Source organism: Paramicrobacterium agarici (assembly GCF_002563955.1).
Taxonomy (GTDB): Bacteria; Actinomycetota; Actinomycetes; order Actinomycetales; family Microbacteriaceae; genus Paramicrobacterium; species Paramicrobacterium agarici.
Genome location: NZ_PDJE01000001.1, coordinates 2,653,035 through 2,669,166, shown reverse-complemented (window position 1 = coordinate 2,669,166; position 16,132 = coordinate 2,653,035). Strand labels below are relative to the sequence as shown.

Below are 16,132 nucleotides of genomic sequence, written 5' to 3'. Positions count from 1 at the left end.
GCTGTGGGCGCGCGATTCGATGGGGATCGCGCGCCCACAGCGTTTGTGCGCGAACTCGCCGGTAGCGTCAGCCGAGCTTTGTCAGCTGAAGCAGGCCGTCTCCGACGGGACTAATGGCGCTCACGACGGCATCGGAGGTGGCGACCTCCTCGATGACCGAGCGGAAGGCGCTCGTCACGTCGTCGCGCTGCACCGGGTCTGCGACCTTTCCCTTGTGCAGGGCGCGTGGAATCAGAACAGTTCCGCCGACGCGAGCTAGGCGCAGTGCGTGCTCGACGTTCTCGATAACTTCGCCGGGGTCGGCATCGACGAGCACGAGATCGTAGGAGTCTTCGTTCATGCGGGGGAGGACCTCGTGAGTCCTGCCCGTGATCAGTCGCGTACGCGCCGACCCGATGCCGGCATCGGTGAATGCTGAGCGTGCAGCGCCGAGATGCTCGGACTCCGAGTCGATCGTCGTGAGCACGCTGCGAGGCTGCGCTGACAGCATCCACAGGCCGGAAACGCCGCAACCCGTGCCGATCTCCATGATGTTGCGCGCTGCGCTCGCCGCTGCGATGAGCGCCAGCTGCGCTCCCGTGCCCGGAGTGACCGGCGTGACGCCGAGCTCGAGCGACTGCGCGCGAGCCGAGCGAATGGCCTCGGATTCATCGACGACGTCGTCGGTGTACTTCCAGTTCGACTCTTGTGTAGACACGGCGGCTCCTGAATCTGCTCGATTGCAAGTGTATGCGGCCCGGTCCAAGCACGCCTTGAGGCGCGACACGGTAGTCTGAATTCGTGTTCGGTTTGACGGCAGACAAGATCATCATCATCGCTGTCATTGCCGTGTTCCTGCTCGGGCCAGAGCGCGTTCCCATGTATGCAGCGAAACTCGCGCAACTGGTCAAGAACGTGCGCAATATGGCACGGGACGCCAAGACCCGCGTGCGCGACGAAATGGGCGAAGATTTCGACGACGTCGATTGGCAGAAGCTCGATCCGCGGCAGTACGATCCGCGACGCATCATTCGCGAAGCGCTCCTCGAAGACGACGAGCCAGCCAAGCCCGTGATTTCTCCCGCTGCGAAGGAGCCGAAGCCCGCGTCGCGCCAGCAGATGCTCGAGTCGGGCAAAGAGGTGATGGCGCCGCCGTTCGATGCGGAGGCCACCTGATCGCTCTGCGGCGTGAGTCGCAGGGCTGGCGGCCATGATGAGCGAACCGGAGGCCTGGCGCGGGCGCGTGCGCGGGACGCCCGCCTACCGTCGCGTGCTGTTCGGACTGTTTCTCGCCGGAGTCGCAACGTTCGCCCAGCTGTATGCGCCGCAAGCGGTTCTTCCGCTCATCGCACACGACCTCGGTGTGAGTGAGGCGACGAGCGCGCTCATCATCTCGGCGGCGACGCTCGGCCTGGCCATCGGCGTGCTTCCCTGGTCGCTTGTCGCAGACCGTGTGGGGCGGGTTCGGGCCATGATCGCCGCCGTGTGCGGAGCAACGCTCGTCGGGTTCGCCGTTCCGTTCGCGCCGACGCTCGAGCTAATGCTGGCCGGCCGATTTGTCGAAGGACTGCTGATCGGAGGTGTGCCCGCCGTCGCGATCGCGTACCTTGCCGAGGAGATCGTTCCCGAGCATGCCACGCGCGCGGCGGGAACGTATATCGCCGGTACGACGATCGGCGGATTGAGTGGACGAATCATCTCCGGACCCGTCGCCGAGGTGCTCACCTGGCAGGCGGGGATCATCGTGGTGGCGGCTCTGTGCGCGCTCTGCGCTGTCGGCTTCGCCGTACTCACGCCACAGCCCCGCGGGTTCGTTCCGCCGCGACTCCGCACGCAGAAAGCGTCCTCCGTGAGCGTGAGAATTCGAGCTGCCATATCGGATCCGCGGCTTCTCGCCCTGTACGCGCAAGCGTTTCTGCTCATGGGCGGCTTTGTCGCGGTGTACAACTTTCTCGGCTTTCGCCTCATGTCCGAACCGTTCTCGCTGCCGCCGACGATCGTCAGCCTCATCTTTCTCGCGTACCTCGGGGGCACGTGGTCATCGTCATGGGCGGGTGCCCTTGCGGCTCGCTTCGGGCGCCGTGCGGTGCTCGTCGCCGGGGTTCTCGTCATGGTCGCGGGCGTCGCCGCCACGATGAGCGAGCAGCTGGTGCTCGTACTCGCCGGACTCATCGTGATGACCGCCGGGTTCTTCGCCGCACACTCGATCGCGTCCGGCTGGACGGGCGCGGTGGCAACCGTGGGGCGAGCGCAGGCATCATCGCTGTACAACCTCTCGTACTACGCGGGGTCGAGCGTATTCGGCTGGCTCGGCGGCATCTTTCTCGCCGGCGGCGGATGGATGGGCACGGCCATCATGGTCATCGCGCTCGCTGCCGTTGCCGTGATCGTGGCGGCAGGGATGCTGCGCGAGAACTAGCGACATGAACCGCCGGTTCGGTACGCTCACGCCATGTCAACGATGAACGCGCCGCGTGTGCGCTGGCCCGAGCTCGACGCCATTCGGCGACGAGCGGTGGCGACAGCATCCGGAACCGTTCTCGAGGCCGGTGCGGGTCGCGGCGACAATTTCGGGAGCTTTGCACCGGGGATTACGTGGATCGGCCTCGAACCGCATGCGGCATCGCGCAGCGCGCTCGCCCGCACCGCACGCGCGCGGGGTCACACGCACGAGGTGCTCGATGCCCGCTGCGAACGCATTCCGCTCGACGACGCGCACGTCGACAGCGTCGTGGCGACGTTTGTGATGTGCTCTGTCGACGACGTTGCCGCGTCCCTTGCCGAGTTTTATCGGGTGCTCGTGCCCGGCGGACGCCTTGTGCTCGTCGACCACCTGGCCGCGAGTCCTGGAACGGCTATGCGGCGACTGCAGAACCTGATCTCGCCGATCACGCGCCGCCTCGACAAGGGCTGCCGGTACAACCGTGAGATCACCGCCGATATCTCCGCGGCGGGCTTCACCGACGTGGCCGCGGAGTGGTACCGCATGGACGCCTTTCCCGGTGTGACGGTGCCGTGTGCTGTGCACACAGCGCGAGCCTGAGGGGCTGCCTCAGCGGGGGGACAGATCGAGCTTGCGTCCGGAGAGGCCCCTGCCTCTGCGCTGCAGCGAATCGGCCGCCTGCTCGATGGCGATGCTCGACGGGTCGCGCGGATCGCTCAGCACGATGGGATGACCGGTGTCTCCGCCATCGCGCAGCGCGATGCTGAGGGGAACCGAGGCGAGGAGCGGCACGGGGGAGTCCTGACCCTCAGAGAGTCGACGGGCGACGTCTTCTCCGCCGCCGGCGCCAAAGAGATCGAGCACCGTTCCGTCGGGCTGCACCATGCCGGACATGTTCTCGATCACCCCCACGACCGTCTGGCCCGTCTGACGCGCGACGCGCCCCGAACGCTCCGCGACATCGGCTGCTGCCGGCTGCGGGGTCGTCACGACGACGACCTCGGCGTGGGGGAGCAGCTGGCCGACAGAGATCGCGATGTCTCCGGTTCCCGGGGGAAGATCGAGAAGCAGAACATCGAGGTCGCCGAAATAGACATCGGTGAGAAACTGCCCGAGCGTGCGATGCAGCATGGGGCCGCGCCACGCGACCGCGGTCTGCGTGTCATCGACGAACATTCCGATCGAGATGACCTTCACGCAGTGCGCGATGGGCGGGAGGATCATCTCGCCCACGCGCGTCGGCGAGACGATGAGCGGCTCTCCGTCGGCGTCGACGGCGCCCGGAACGAGGCCGAGGAGCCCCGGTATGGAGAAGCCGTGCACGTCGGCGTCGACGAGCCCAACAGCGAGCCCCCGCTTCGCGAGGGCAACGGCGAGGTTCGCCGTGACCGTCGATTTTCCGACGCCGCCCTTTCCGCTCGTGATGGTGATGACCCGCGTCATGGAGTCCGGCGTGAACGGCATCGCGCGTTTCGCACCTCTGAGCCGCTCCACAAGCGCCGTGCGCTCAGCCGGGGTCATGACGCCGACGTCGACGGCGGCGCTCGCCACCCCGGACACCGCTTCGGCGGTCTGCCGCACGTCATTCTCGATAGCGGTCGCCGCCGGGCAGCCGACGATTGTCAGGGCGATGGCGATCGTGACATTTCCCGCGTCGTCTGCGTCGACGCTGCGCACCATGTCGAGTTCTGTGATGGGTTTGCGGATCTCGGGATCGATGACCTTCTCAAGGGCACTGCGGACCGACGCCGCAAGAAGGTCAGGCGTCTCGGCTGTCATCGCTCTCCGTCGTCTCCATCTTCTCGTCAAGCTCGTCAAGCAATGCGCGCAGCTCCTGCCTGATGAAGTCCTTCGAGGCCATGTCGCGCATCGCCAGACGCAGTGCGACGACCTCGCGCGCAAGATATTCGGTGTCGGCGAGGTTACGCTCAGACCGTTGTCTGTCCTGTTCAATCTGCACACGGTCGCGGTCGTCCTGCCGGTTCTGCGCGAGCAGAATGAGGGGCGCGGCGTACGAGGCCTGAAGCGAGAGCACGAGTGTGAGGGCGGTGAAACCGAGCGCGACGGAGTCGAATCGAACGCTCTCGGGGCCCCACGTGTTCCACGCCATCCAGGCAAGGCAGAAGACGGTGAGCGAGAGCAGGAATGCCGGCGTTCCCATGGCGCGGGCGACCCACTCCGTGAAGCGGCCGAACCGGTCCCGGTCGCTCACCTTGCGCGAGAACAACGGCTGACGCACGCCCCGCGGCGCGTCGAGTCGCTTGTCGTCTCGTGGTGATCTAGCCATTCGACGACCTCCTCACGGTCTCGTCCCTCACGGGTTCGTCTTCGTCTTGGCTGCGCCAATCGTCGGGCAGCAGATAGTCGAGGATGTCGTCAACGGTCACCACCCCGACAAGTCTGTCGGCGTCGTCGACGACCGGAACGGATACCAGATCGTAGCTCGCCAGAATGCGCGTCACCTCAGCCGCTGTCGCCTGTGCGCTCACGGGCTCGATGCTCTGATCGAGAATCGCGCCGAGTCTCTCGTGCGGCGGATGCCGCAGCATCCTCTGGTAGTGAACCATTCCGAGGAACCGCCCCGTCGGCGGTTCGTACGGTGGCAGCGTGATGCACAGCGCGGCTCCGAGCGCTGGCGGCAGGTCAGCCTTGCGAATGAGCGCGAGTCCCTCAGCAACCGTGGAGTCGGCGGTCAGAATGACCGGTTCCGTCGTCATGAGACCGCCGGCGGTGTCGGGCTCGTACTCGAGCAGCATCCGCACGTCTTCTGCCTCTTCGGGCTCCATCAGTCCCAGAAGCCGCTCTTGGCGATCGTCGGGCAGCTGCGCCACGAGGTCGGCGGCGTCGTCTGGCTGCATCTGATCGAGAACGGATGCTGCGCGATCGTCGTCGATGCGGGCGAGAAGGGCCACCTGGTCGTCGACCTGCATCTCTTCGAGGGCGTCAGCGAGCCGACTGTCGGGCAGCTCGGCGGCCACCTCGAGCATGCGCTCATGCGGCAGCTCGAGAATCGTGTTCGCCAGGTCGGCCGGCTTGAGGTCGCTGAGGCTCGCCACCAGGTGCTCGGCGGACTGCGCCTCGTTCGAGATCTTCTCGCGAATCTCGCGCCACGTCGCGAAGGCCGTCGGCCCCTTGGCGAAGAGCGATCCGGAGACTTTCGGTCTGCGCACGAAGTACTGGCTGACGTTCCACGCGCCCTGGCGCTTCTCATCGATGGCGACATCTTCGATCGTCGCTTCACCCGAACCATCGACGAAGTCGATCTTGCGGCCGAGTATCTCGGCGATCACACGCACCTCGCCTCCACGCTGCTCAAAGCGCCGCACGTTGATGAGGCCGGTCGTGATGACCTGCCCAGGGCCGATCGATGTGACGCGGCCGATCGGCACGAACACGCGCCGCTTGCCGGGGATCTCGACGATCAGCCCGACAACGCGCGGCGGATCGTTCGTGCGATTGACAACGAGGACGTCACGGACCTTTCCGACCCGGTCGCCCGCCGGGTCGAAGACGGTGCAGCCCGCGAGGCGGGCGACGAAGACTCTCGTGGTGCTCACACCACTAACTTAGACCGCTTGCACCGTCTGTGCTCGCGTCGCGCGCGTGCTCAGACAAGCATGGGACAATGACACCGTGAGTTATCAGCAGTCGTCGGGACGTGGCCGCATGTCGTTCCAGGGCATTCCGCACGGAGACACCGTTGCCTCGTTCGAAACGTACCCCGAGGCGCAGCGCGCGGTCGACAAGCTTGCCGCTGCGGAGTTTCCCGTGAAGAAGGTGTCGATCATCGGCAATGGGCTCACGAGCGTCGAGCGCATCACCGGAAAGCTCAGCTACGGGCGAGCCGCGGCGTCTGGTGCGCTGAGCGGGGCGTGGCTCGGACTGTTCTTCGGCCTCCTGCTCATTCTGATCAACCCGCAGTCCGACCTCGTGTTCGTCGGCGCCGCCGTGCTGATCGGCGCGGCCTTCGGCATGGTCTTCACCATGTTCAACTATGCGATCAACCGCAAGCGTCGCGATTTCAGCTCGGTCGCGCAGATCGTCGCGAGCTCATATTCGGTCATCGTCGACCCCGAGCTGGCGAACAAGGCGCGTCACGAGCTCGGCGTCGAACAGCCGCCGCTGTAGCAGCGTCTCGAGACTCATCGGTTAAGCGGGTGGATGCTGCCGGGCCGTGTCCGGCAGCATCCACTCTCTCGCGTTTCTACGCTGTCTGGCGCGCGATCCAGGCCTCGACCTCATCTGCGGTGCGGGGGATCGCAGACGACAGGTTCACTGCGCCGTCCGCCGTGACGAGGATGTCGTCTTCGATGCGAACGCCGATGCCGCGCAGCTCCTCGGGAACGGTGAGGTCGTCCGGCTGGAAGTACAGGCCGGGCTCGATGGTGAAGACCATGCCTTCGGCCACTTCGCCGTCGTGGTACATCTCGCGGCGCGCCTGTGCGCAGTCGTGCACGTCGAGTCCCAGGTGGTGGCTTGTGCCGTGCACCATGTAGCGGCGGTGAAACTGGTTCTCGGGGCGAAGCGACTCTTCGGCCGAGCCGGGAAGGAGCCCCCATTCGGCGGTCTTCTCCGCGATCACCCGCATGGCCTCGGCGTGCACGTCTCGGAAGACGATTCCGGGTCGGACGATGGCGAGCGCGGCATCAGCGGCTTCGCGTACGGCCTCATACACGCGACGCTGCACGTCTGTGAACGTCCCGCTGACGGGCAGCGTCCGTGTGATGTCTGCGGTATACAGACTGTCGAGTTCGACGCCGGCGTCCATCAGCATCAGATCTCCCGGCACGACGGGGCCGTCGTTGCGCGTCCAGTGCAGCACGCACGCGTGCGGACCGGAAGCGGCGATCGTGTCGTAGCCGACGGCGTTTCCGTCGAGACGCGCTCGCGTGTAGAAGGCTCCCTCGACGGCACGTTCGCCGCGGGGCTCACGCACGATGCGCGGAAAATCGGCGATGACGTCGTCGAAGCCGCGCGCCGTCGCGTCGACGGCTGCCTGCAGCTGCGCGACCTCGTAGTCGTCCTTGACGAGGCGAAGCTCCGAGAGAAACTCCGCGAGCTCACTCGAGTCGAGCGTGACGTCGTCGTCGGTTGTCGTGAGCTCGTCAATGTGCGCCGTGGCGATGTCGAGATCGGCGGCGACTTGAGCCAGTGACGGGCGCGGGCCGATCCAGAACTCTCCGATCGCGGGGTTCGCGTAGAACTCGCTCGACGTGCGATCGGCGCGCTCGCGGAAGTACAGCGTCACGTCGTGACCAGACGCGGTTGGCTCGAAGACGAGCACGGAGTCCGGTTCGGCGTCGGATCCCCACCCGGTGAGGTGCGAGAAGGCAGAGTGCGCGCGAAAGGGAAAGTCCGTGTCATTCGAGCGAACGGCGAGCGAGCCGGCCCGAACGACGACGCGGCGGCCGGCGAACCGCTCAGAGACGCGGTCCCGGCGTCGACGCGCGTAGGGGGCGGACTCGCGCGCGGGCGGAAGCTGGTCGGCCCGCTCGGCCCACTTGGAGCCGATGTAGTCCTGAAAGGCGGTGCTCGACGGCGTCGTCGAACGGTTCGCCGTGCCCGTTACCTCTTCGCGTGTGGCGGTGGGTTGAGCAGAGTGTGACGTGGAGGTATCCATGTCGGTATTGTCTCACCGTCCGCCTGGAGATCGGCTCGATCAGGATGCTGTCATCGGCCGTAAGTGCGCGATCACGGGGCGGTGGTCGCTGCCGGAGGCGTCGTGGTCGGTGGCGACGCGGAAACCCGAGACCTTCCACGCGTTCGTGACCATGACGTGATCGATGGGAGCACCGAACAGCGCGGGCCACGCCGTCGACCAGGTGCCGACAGACCCCGCACCGGCGAGCGTCGCGGCATCTGTGCATCGCCCGAGGTCTGCACCGTCGACGCCGAGCGCCGCCATGTGGTCGATCGTCGCGTTGAAGTCGCCCGCCATGATGACGTTGTCGCCCGAGCACTGATCGGCGAGCCATGCCAGGTCAGCGCGCCAGTTGTCCATCTGCGTCTGGGTCGGCGCCACGGCATGAACGGCGACGATCCGTGGTCCGGTGTCGTTCACGGGCTCGAGCACGACGGAGGGGAGCACAGCCGTGTTGTCCGAACGCTCCGCGCTCGACGAGACCTGCCGGTAGTCGCCCAGCTCCGGGCTCACGAGCACGGTTGTCGAGCGGGCCTTCGCCACATCGTCAAACGCCACAGTGTGAACCCACATCGGCTGCCCGGCCTCGCGCATGGCTACAGCGATGTCGATTCCCGCCTGCTTCGTCGTCTCGGGCAGCGTCACGATGTCGGCGCCGGATTCGACGGCCAGGTCGGCGATGGCGTCGGCTCCAGGCTCATCGCCGAGCGTATTCCACGTGAGCACGGTGACGTCATCGGGCCTGCTGCTGGCTGTCGTGTTGACGCCGATTCCGCGCACGGCGGCGATGCCCGCGACGGCGACGGCGAAGATCAGCAGCAGAGCGGCAAGCGAACCGGCGAAACCGCGGATCGGCTTGACGAAGCAGAGCACGAGCAGCACGAGCGCCAGCGCTGCTGCGCCGACCGCGAGCACGGTCCTCAGGGCAACGGCCTGTGCGACGATCCACGTGGTCTCGAGACCCGCAGCCTGAGGCCACGCAAGAATGATCAGCGCTACGAGCACCGCGAGAGTCACGATTGCGCCCAGAAACTTCCCCATCGCGGCACACACTACCGAGCTGCCACTGAGAGAACGCCGCGCAACGACCGTAGGATTCCCCTATGACTCGTGTGATTGCCGGACCAGCGGACCTCCACGCGCACTCGGCGGTCTCCGACGGCACGCAGAGTCCTCGCGAGCTCGTCGAGGAGGCCGCGCGGGCGGGACTCGGAGCCCTCGCGCTCACCGACCATGATTCGGTCGCGGGGTGGGAGGAAGCCAGCGACGCGGCGCGCGAGACAGAATTGACGCTGATCCCCGGCATGGAGTTCAGCACGCGCTATGGCCACCGAAGCGTGCATCTCCTGGCGTATCTCATTGACCCGGCGAACCGTTCGCTGGTCGACGAGACCGCGCGCATCAGGGAGTCACGGCTCACGCGGGCTGAGCGCATCGTCGAGAATCTCGCGGCGGACTTCGACATCACGTGGGCCGACGTGCGTGAGCAGGCGCGTGATGGCGCGACCGTTGGCCGGCCGCACATCGCCGACGCGCTCGTGGCGCGCGGAATCGTCGCCGACCGCACAGCGGCGTTCGACAGCATCCTTCACCCCTCGCGAGGCTACGTGTTTCCGCACTACGCTCCCGATCCGCTCACAGCCGTCGCTCTCGTACGCGCGGCGGGCGGTGTTCCCGTGCTCGCGCACCCCGCGACGGCGGGCCGAAGCAGAATGCTCACGGAAGGCTACATTCGGGAACTCGTCGACGCCGGGCTGTTCGGACTCGAGATCGACCACCGCGAGAACACGGCAGAGGGCAAGCGGATGCTGCGGCTCTACGCCGAGCGGTACGGGCTCGTCGCGACAGGGTCGAGCGATTACCACGGCGCGGGAAAGCCGAACGTTCTCGGCGAGAACACCACGGACCCAGCCGTTGTGCGGAGGATCATCGCCGAGGCTGACGGCTGGTCGCCCGTCGGCGCGTAGCGACTCGACGAGCGGGGCTACTCCGTCGGCCGAGGTGCCGAGCGGCGACGGCGCCTGCGGGGTGCGCTGTTCCCGTCTTTGTGCTCGGGGCCGCGTCCGTCGTGGACTCCCGATGCCTCGCTCGGTTCGGAGCGCGGAGCGGACTTCTGCTCGGAACCCTGGCCGGAGCGACGACGCGTACGGCTGCGCTTGCGCTTGCGGGGCTCACCGCTCGACGACCGTTCGCTCGGCGCGATCTCAGGGCTCTTCTGAGCGATGCGCCCCTTCGTGCCCTCGGGAATGTCGAGGTCCGTGTACAGATGCGGGCTCGACGAGTACGTCTCGACCGGCTCGGTCTGATTGAGCTCGAGCGTTCGGTTGATGAGCGTCCACTTGTGCATGTCGGCCCAGTCGACGAACGTGACGGCGATTCCCGTCTTTCCGGCGCGGCCCGTGCGTCCTGCACGGTGCAGGTAGGTCTCGTGGTCGTCGGGGATCGTGTGATTGATCACGTGAGTGACGTCGGTCACGTCGATGCCGCGCGCAGCGACATCCGTCGCGATCATGATGTCTTTCTTGCCCGACTTGAACGCCTTCATGGCGCGCTCGCGCTGCTCTTGATTGAGGTCACCGTGCACGGCGACGGCGGGAAAGCCGCGATCGCGCAGTTCTTCCATGAGCTTGGCTGCGGCGCGCTTTGTGCGCATGAAGATGATCGTCTTTCCGCGGCCGTTCGCCTGCAGAATTCGCGCGATCGTCTCGTCTTTGTCGAGGGCGTGCGCACGGTAGATCAAGTGCTTGATGTTCGCCTGCGTGACGCCCTCGTCAGGAGCGGCCGCCCTGACGTGAATGGGGCGCGTCATGAACCGTCGTGCGAGCGCGACGATCGGAGCGGGCATCGTCGCCGAGAACAGCATGGTGTGCCTCGTCGTCGGGGCGACGGAGAAGAGCTTCTCGATGTCGGCGAGGAAGCCGAGATCCAGCATCTTGTCTGCTTCGTCGAGAACCATCTCGCGAACGCCCGAGAGTGACAGGATGCGCTTGTTCATGAGGTCGATGAGTCGACCTGGGGTGCCGACGACGACCTGGGCGCCATTCTTCAGCTGCTCGATCTGACCGTCGTACGACTTGCCACCGTAGATAAGTGCGACCTCGACGTCGCGGTTCGAGGCGGCGACCTGCAGGTCTTCTGCCACCTGCGTGGCCAGCTCGCGAGTGGGCACGACGATGAGCGCCTTCACTCCCGGCTCTGGCTGCGCGCCGATGCGCTGAAGCAGAGGGAGTCCGAAGCCGAGGGTCTTTCCTGTTCCGGTCTTCGCCTGCCCAATGATGTCCTGCCCTGTGAGGGCGAGCGGAATCGTCTGTTCTTGAATGGGGAAGGGGTCGACGATGTTCTTGCGCGCGAGCGCATCGGCCATGTCGTTGTCGACGCCGAGTTCTGAAAATGTCACGAGGTGATTGCTGCCTTGTCCGTGCCGAAAATGGTCTACGCCTGCTTTCGTTCACGTAGGGCGTAGCGAGCCGATCCGATGCCGGGCTCATGACGAGCTTAGCTCAGTGACCATCACGTAAGCTGGGCGAGTGCAATTCGGGTTCAAGAGACGACGCTCGCCGTCAGAGCTTCCGCGCCTGCGCGGACGGGGCGAATCGTCGGCCGTTCGCGTCGAGTTCACCGACCTGCACCCCGACACGAGCACGTATCTCGGGCAGGCCGCGTTCCTGCAGCTGAGCGTCTTCGAGATGCTGTCGACGGTGAGTGCGTCGATGGACGACCTCGTCTTCTCGCCAGGCGTCGCCGAGGCTGCAGCGGTAGCGCTGCGCAAGCACACAGCGCTCAGCGATGAGATCCGGCGGCGCGAAGAAGACCCGACATCAGCGATGGCACAGCCGAAGGACGCCGTTGCGCGGTTCCGCGAGCAGACGGCGGGAGGAACCCTCGAGCAGCGCGTGCTCTCGGTTTACGTGACAGCGGGCATCCTCGACGACCTGTTCCTGGGCCTGGCGTCGAGCCTTCCTTCCGACATCTCGAAGCGCGTGACGGCGATTCTCGCTGAAGACAATCGACGCGACGTGCTGCGACAGTATCTGCAGGCCAGCATTCAAACCAGCCCGGGCATCGCGTCGATGCTCGCGTTGTGGGGCCGGCGGCTCGTCGGCGACACTCTGCTGCTCGCGCACACCGTGGTTCCCGTCGAGAACGGCGTCACGGAAGAGCGGGTCGAGCCGGTGTTCACCGAGCTCATCGCCGCTCACACGCGCCGCATGGACTCGCTCGGACTGACGGCGTAGTCCCGACGCTGCAGGTGGTGCTCGGAACGGCTATGCCCCGAGGGACGTCAGCATCGCGGCATCCTTCGCATTGCGCATGGTGCCGATGAGAAGGTCGAGACCGACCGAGACGACGACGCTCGCGGCGATCGAGACGACCCAGATCCAGCCGCCGTCCCACGCCCAGCCCAGCCATGTCAGCGCGAGCCACACGACAGCGGCAGAGATGGTGCCGATGGCGGGAACGAGCATGCTGCCGTGCTGCAGACGCCACGGGAGCGCGTATCGGGCGGCGAGTCCGGCGGCGATGCCGAAGAGCATGACGAAGAGCAGTTCCATGGGGCAGAAGCCTACGCGACGAAGCCGACGCGGCGGGACTCTTCGTTTCCGAGTTCGACGTATGCGACGCCCTCGGTCGGGATCACGAAGATGTTGCCCTTGTCGTCGGCGAGCTCGAAGAATGGAGCCTTGTCGCTGAGCGCCGTGCCGATCGTCTTCTTGACATCGTCGATCGACTTGTCTGACGAGAAGTTGATCTCACGGGGGCTGTTGGTGATGCCGATGCGGATGTCCACGTGTGTCCCTTTCCTCTTGCTGTACGCACAACACTACGACACCCGAACGGCACACGAAGACCGTCTGATGCCGCCGTCAGCGAACACTTACGTCGCTGTCGCTGTCGGTGACCTTCGATAGCGTGAGTGTGTGACTCAGACGACCTTCGCTGCCGCCGCGATTGAGGGCGGGCATCCGGATGCTGCGGAGCTCGACGCATCTCAGCGAGCGGTCGTCACCGCACCGTCCGGCGTGCATCGCGCGGTCACGGGTGCACCGGGAAGCGGCAAGACGACGACGCTCGTCGAACTCATCGCGCACCGCATTCAGCGCGGTGACCTCGCGGCCGACGGTGTCCTCGCCATCGTGCCGTCGCGGCTCGCGGCCAATCGACTGCGCGACAGGCTCGCGCTGCGCGTCGGGGTGCCGACGAGCGGGCCGCTCGCGCGCACGGTGAACAGCGCCGCGTTCCACATCGTGCAGAACGCGACGGCCGCGGGAACCGAACCCGTGCGGCTGCTCACGGGCGCCGAGCAAGACCACATTCTCTCGGAGATCCTCGCCGGGCACGTGCACGACGAGTCAGGACCGGTATGGCCAGAGACGCTGGGCCCCGAGGTGCGGGCGCTGCAGGGGTTTCGCACCGAGCTGCGCGAGCTCATGATGCGCTGCGTCGAGAACGGCACGAGCACCGATGAGCTGCGGCAACTCGCTCACGTGCACGAGCGACCGGAGTGGCTCGCCGCGGCCAGCATCATCGACGAGTACGGAGTCGTCGTCGACAGCTACGCCTCTGTCTACCGTGACTCGTCAGAGCTTCTCGCCGAAGCCGTGCAGCTCGTCTCGGAGGGAGCGGGCATCGACGGTCTGCAGCTCGTCGCCGTCGATGACCTGCAGGAGTTCGGTCCCGGCATGATTCGTCTGCTGCGCGCGTTCGCATCGCGCGGCATCGACATCGTCGCCTTCGGTGACCCCGACGTTGCGGTTTCGACGTTCCGCGGTTCAGATGTCGGCGCGATCGCGCGACTCGGGGAACGCATCGGGGCGGACGTAGACGTGCACACGCTTTCGACCGTGCATCGCGGTGGTTCCAGCATCCGGGGTCTCGTGCGCAGCGTCGCTGAGCACATCGGCGCAGCGGGCGGAGTCGAGCATCGTCGTGCAGAGGCGGCACGAGACGAAGCGGGAACGGTCCCGCCTGTCGTGCGCATCGAGGCGACCTCGCCCGCCGGAGAATACCGGCAGATCGCGCGCGTGCTGCGTGAGCACCACCTGTTTCGCGACATTCCGTGGTCGCGCATGATCGTCGTCGTCCGCTCGGGCGCGCTCGTGCCCGCCGTGTCGAAAGCACTCGCGCTCGCCGAAGTGCCGACGAAGACGCCCGTGGGTGCGCTGAGCATCCGTGACGCATACGCATCGCGTCAGCTTCTCGACGCCGCAGCTCTGGCGATCGGGTACGCGCCGGCGACGGCGGACCTCGTCGAGTCGCTCGCGGCCGGCCCGATCTGCGGTCTCGACACGGTCGCGATTCGACGCCTCAAACGTGAGCTGCGGCACGAAGACATCGCGGGCGGCGGCACGTCGACGCCGGGCGAGTTGTTCGTCGCAGCCTTTGCGCACACCAACGGCTTCGCCTCGATCGACAGCGCATCGGCGCGCAGAGCCGGGCGGTTCGCGGCGTCCCTCGATGCTGCGCGAACTCTCGCCGAAAGCGGCGGCAGCATCGAAGAAGTGCTCTGGACGATCTGGTCGAGCAGCGGCCTCGCCGAAAGCTGGGGCAGCCAAGCGCTCGGCTCTGGGCTCGCGGCAGACGAGGCGAACAGGCACCTGGATGCTGTCATGGCGCTGTTCACAGCGGCAAAGCGCTTCGTCGAACGCAACCCGGAGAACCCGGCGAGCGGCTTTCTGAATGAGGTGTTCTCAGCAGAGGTTCCCGAGGACTCGCTCACGCCACAGTCGGCAACGGACGCCGTGTGGGTCGGCACGCCGAACTCGGTGATCGGAACAGAGGCCGACATCGTTGTCATTGCGCACGCGCAGGACGGCACGTGGCCGAACCCGCAGATTCGCGGTTCGCTGCTGTACCCGCAGCTGCTGAGTTCTGTGCTCGCCGGGCTTCCGGTCGAGACACTCGACGCGCGGGCAGACGTACTCGCCGACGAGCTGCGCATGTTCGCCCTCGCGATCTCGCGCGCGGCGCAGCAGATCGTCGTGAGCGCAACCGCCAGCGATGACGAGCAGCCGAGTGTCTTCTTTCGATTCCCCGCGATCGCGCAGGCTCCCGTGCGCGACGCCGCCGAAGGGCAGCATCCGTTCACGCTCAGGGGACTCACGGGCCGCTTGCGCCGCATCGCCGCGCACGGCGTCCGCGCCGGCGACCGCGCCCGTGCGGCATCCGCCCTGGCCCGCTTGGCCGAGCACGACGTCGACGGTGCGCACCCGGCAGACTGGTACGGCATGCTTGAACCATCCACAACGAGTCCGCTCGTCGATCTGAACGATGATGACGCGCGTGTGCGGGTGTCGCCGTCGAAGCTCGAGACCTTCGAGAAGTCGCCGCTCGTCTGGTTCATCGACACGATGGCGGCGAGTCCCTCGGGCGTCATCGCAGGCATGGGAACCGTCATTCACGCCGCGATGGAGAAGGCGGGAGCGCTCGCCGAACCCGAGCAGACCGATGAGCGACTCGGTGTCGAAGCGCTGTGGGCCGACGTCGCCGAACGTTGGCAGGAGCTGCACTTCGATGCGCCCTGGATCGGCGATGCGCAGAAGCGGCGCGCTCGCGAGATGGTCGGTGCGCTCTCTGAGTACCTTCTCGACGCGAAGCGTTCGGGCAACACGGTGGTCAGCGCCGAGGGAAGGTTCGAGGTCGAGGTCGGAGCAGTGAAGCTGAGCGGCATCATCGATCGCGTCGAGCGTCTGCCTGACGGCCGCATCGTCATCGTGGATCTCAAGACCGGTCGCACGACGCCGACGAAGGCCGACATTCCGACGCACGCGCAGCTGAGCGCGTACCAGCTTGCCCTCTCGCACGGCGCGATCGAGGGAGCGCTGGACGCGCAAAGCGGGGGAGCTGCACTGCTCTTCGTCTCGAGTGGAGTGCAGGGGCGCAGCTACCGCGTCATGGTCCAGGACCCTCACGATGACGCAGCCCGCGACGAATTCGCGGAGCGACTGCGTGCAGCAGGCTCGGGAATGGCGTCGAACACCTTTCCCGGAGCCGTCGATCTTGCAGAGCGTGACCCGGCATCGGCGTTCGCATACCGCATTCACCTCATCGCGGCGGTGTCGGAATGAACG

Annotated in this window: 16 protein-coding genes; 7 read left to right on the top strand and 9 right to left on the bottom strand. The window is 66.4% G+C overall.

The window, feature by feature from the left end:
• Window positions 1–67: 67 nt before the first annotated feature.
• Window positions 68–697, bottom strand: a complete 630-nt coding sequence (locus ATJ78_RS13075) for an O-methyltransferase (protein ID WP_098408646.1) — start codon at window positions 695–697, stop codon at window positions 68–70.
• An 83-nt stretch (window positions 698–780) separates the two neighbouring features.
• Here ATJ78_RS13075 and ATJ78_RS13070 point away from each other — a divergent pair, with 83 nt between their 5' ends.
• Genes ATJ78_RS13070 through ATJ78_RS13060 form a run of 3 tightly spaced genes read left to right on the top strand, consistent with a single transcriptional unit; the run spans window position 781 to window position 3,022 of the window.
• A complete protein-coding gene (locus ATJ78_RS13070) occupies window positions 781–1,155 on the top strand; it encodes a twin-arginine translocase TatA/TatE family subunit (RefSeq protein ID WP_098408645.1) in 375 nt (124 codons plus the stop codon).
• A 34-nt stretch (window positions 1,156–1,189) separates the two neighbouring features.
• Window positions 1,190–2,398, top strand: a complete 1,209-nt coding sequence (locus ATJ78_RS13065) for an MFS transporter (protein WP_098408644.1) — start codon at window positions 1,190–1,192, stop codon at window positions 2,396–2,398.
• A 33-nt stretch (window positions 2,399–2,431) separates the two neighbouring features.
• Complete coding sequence (locus tag ATJ78_RS13060; protein ID WP_098408643.1) at window positions 2,432–3,022, top strand: class I SAM-dependent methyltransferase; 591 nt, start codon at window positions 2,432–2,434, stop codon at window positions 3,020–3,022.
• Window positions 3,023–3,031: 9 nt separating this feature from the next.
• On the opposite strand, the gene ATJ78_RS13055 is transcribed toward ATJ78_RS13060, so the two are convergent.
• The 3 genes from ATJ78_RS13055 to ATJ78_RS13045 are packed head-to-tail and all read right to left on the bottom strand — an operon-like array spanning window position 3,032 to window position 5,979.
• Window positions 3,032–4,201, bottom strand: a complete 1,170-nt coding sequence (locus ATJ78_RS13055) for an Mrp/NBP35 family ATP-binding protein (protein WP_098408642.1) — start codon at window positions 4,199–4,201, stop codon at window positions 3,032–3,034.
• A complete protein-coding gene (locus ATJ78_RS13050) occupies window positions 4,182–4,709 on the bottom strand; it encodes a DUF1003 domain-containing protein (protein WP_098408641.1) in 528 nt (175 codons plus the stop codon). Before ATJ78_RS13050 ends, ATJ78_RS13055 begins: the two co-directional genes overlap by 20 nt.
• Window positions 4,702–5,979, bottom strand: a complete 1,278-nt coding sequence (locus ATJ78_RS13045) for a magnesium transporter MgtE N-terminal domain-containing protein (RefSeq protein ID WP_098408640.1) — start codon at window positions 5,977–5,979, stop codon at window positions 4,702–4,704. The genes ATJ78_RS13050 and ATJ78_RS13045 overlap by 8 nt, the downstream gene beginning before the upstream one ends.
• 76 nt (window positions 5,980–6,055) lie before the next feature.
• Between ATJ78_RS13045 and ATJ78_RS13040 the strand changes: the two genes are divergently transcribed.
• Window positions 6,056–6,550 carry a YflT domain-containing protein gene (locus tag ATJ78_RS13040; RefSeq protein WP_245836323.1) on the top strand — a complete coding sequence of 165 codons (495 nt, stop codon included), beginning with the start codon at window positions 6,056–6,058 and terminating at the stop codon, window positions 6,548–6,550.
• Window positions 6,551–6,626: 76 nt separating this feature from the next.
• Here the strand turns inward: ATJ78_RS13040 and ATJ78_RS13035 are convergent, their stop codons facing one another.
• Together ATJ78_RS13035 and ATJ78_RS13030 are read right to left on the bottom strand one after the other, a co-directional pair.
• Complete coding sequence (locus ATJ78_RS13035) at window positions 6,627–8,042, bottom strand: aminopeptidase P family protein (RefSeq protein ID WP_098408638.1); 1,416 nt, start codon at window positions 8,040–8,042, stop codon at window positions 6,627–6,629.
• A gap of 39 nt (window positions 8,043–8,081) precedes the next feature.
• Window positions 8,082–9,104: an endonuclease/exonuclease/phosphatase family protein gene (locus tag ATJ78_RS13030; RefSeq protein ID WP_098408637.1), complete on the bottom strand. Its 1,023-nt coding sequence runs from the start codon at window positions 9,102–9,104 to the stop codon at window positions 8,082–8,084.
• 62 nt (window positions 9,105–9,166) lie between these two features.
• Between ATJ78_RS13030 and ATJ78_RS13025 the strand changes: the two genes are divergently transcribed.
• Window positions 9,167–10,030, top strand: coding sequence for a PHP domain-containing protein (locus ATJ78_RS13025; RefSeq protein ID WP_098408636.1), 864 nt, complete (start codon window positions 9,167–9,169; stop codon window positions 10,028–10,030).
• Between the two features lie 17 nt (window positions 10,031–10,047).
• Here ATJ78_RS13025 and ATJ78_RS13020 read toward each other — a convergent pair whose 3' ends face one another.
• Entirely contained in the window at window positions 10,048–11,460 is a 1,413-nt protein-coding gene (locus tag ATJ78_RS13020) for a DEAD/DEAH box helicase (protein WP_098408635.1), read from the bottom strand.
• Window positions 11,461–11,590: 130 nt separating this feature from the next.
• On the opposite strand from ATJ78_RS13020, the gene ATJ78_RS13015 reads away from it, so the two are divergent.
• Window positions 11,591–12,298, top strand: coding sequence for a ferritin-like fold-containing protein (locus tag ATJ78_RS13015; protein ID WP_098408634.1), 708 nt, complete (start codon window positions 11,591–11,593; stop codon window positions 12,296–12,298).
• 30 nt (window positions 12,299–12,328) lie between these two features.
• Here ATJ78_RS13015 and ATJ78_RS13010 read toward each other — a convergent pair whose 3' ends face one another.
• A complete protein-coding gene (locus tag ATJ78_RS13010; protein WP_098408633.1) occupies window positions 12,329–12,616 on the bottom strand; it encodes a hypothetical protein in 288 nt (95 codons plus the stop codon).
• 11 nt (window positions 12,617–12,627) lie between these two features.
• Window positions 12,628–12,852: a DUF3107 domain-containing protein gene (locus tag ATJ78_RS13005; RefSeq protein ID WP_098408632.1), complete on the bottom strand. Its 225-nt coding sequence runs from the start codon at window positions 12,850–12,852 to the stop codon at window positions 12,628–12,630.
• A gap of 130 nt (window positions 12,853–12,982) precedes the next feature.
• Here ATJ78_RS13005 and ATJ78_RS13000 point away from each other — a divergent pair, with 130 nt between their 5' ends.
• Window positions 12,983–16,129 (top strand): ATP-dependent helicase, encoded by a 3,147-nt coding sequence (locus ATJ78_RS13000; RefSeq protein WP_098408631.1) that lies wholly within the window; start codon window positions 12,983–12,985, stop codon window positions 16,127–16,129.
• The last annotated feature ends 3 nt before the right edge of the window (window positions 16,130–16,132 follow it).

Bases quoted from the DNA above. Each gene is read 5' to 3' on its own strand.
- ATJ78_RS13035 (WP_098408638.1), bottom strand. From the start codon at position 8,042: ATGGATACCTCCACGTCACACTCTGCTCAACCCACCGCCACACGCGAA.
- ATJ78_RS13025 (WP_098408636.1), top strand. From the start codon at position 9,167: ATGACTCGTGTGATTGCCGGACCAGCGGACCTCCACGCGCACTCGGCG.
- ATJ78_RS13050 (WP_098408641.1), bottom strand. From the start codon at position 4,709: ATGGCTAGATCACCACGAGACGACAAGCGACTCGACGCGCCGCGGGGC.
- ATJ78_RS13030 (WP_098408637.1), bottom strand. From the start codon at position 9,104: ATGGGGAAGTTTCTGGGCGCAATCGTGACTCTCGCGGTGCTCGTAGCG.
- ATJ78_RS13060 (WP_098408643.1), top strand. From the start codon at position 2,432: ATGTCAACGATGAACGCGCCGCGTGTGCGCTGGCCCGAGCTCGACGCC.
- ATJ78_RS13010 (WP_098408633.1), bottom strand. From the start codon at position 12,616: ATGGAACTGCTCTTCGTCATGCTCTTCGGCATCGCCGCCGGACTCGCC.
- ATJ78_RS13055 (WP_098408642.1), bottom strand. From the start codon at position 4,201: ATGACAGCCGAGACGCCTGACCTTCTTGCGGCGTCGGTCCGCAGTGCC.
- ATJ78_RS13065 (WP_098408644.1), top strand. From the start codon at position 1,190: ATGATGAGCGAACCGGAGGCCTGGCGCGGGCGCGTGCGCGGGACGCCC.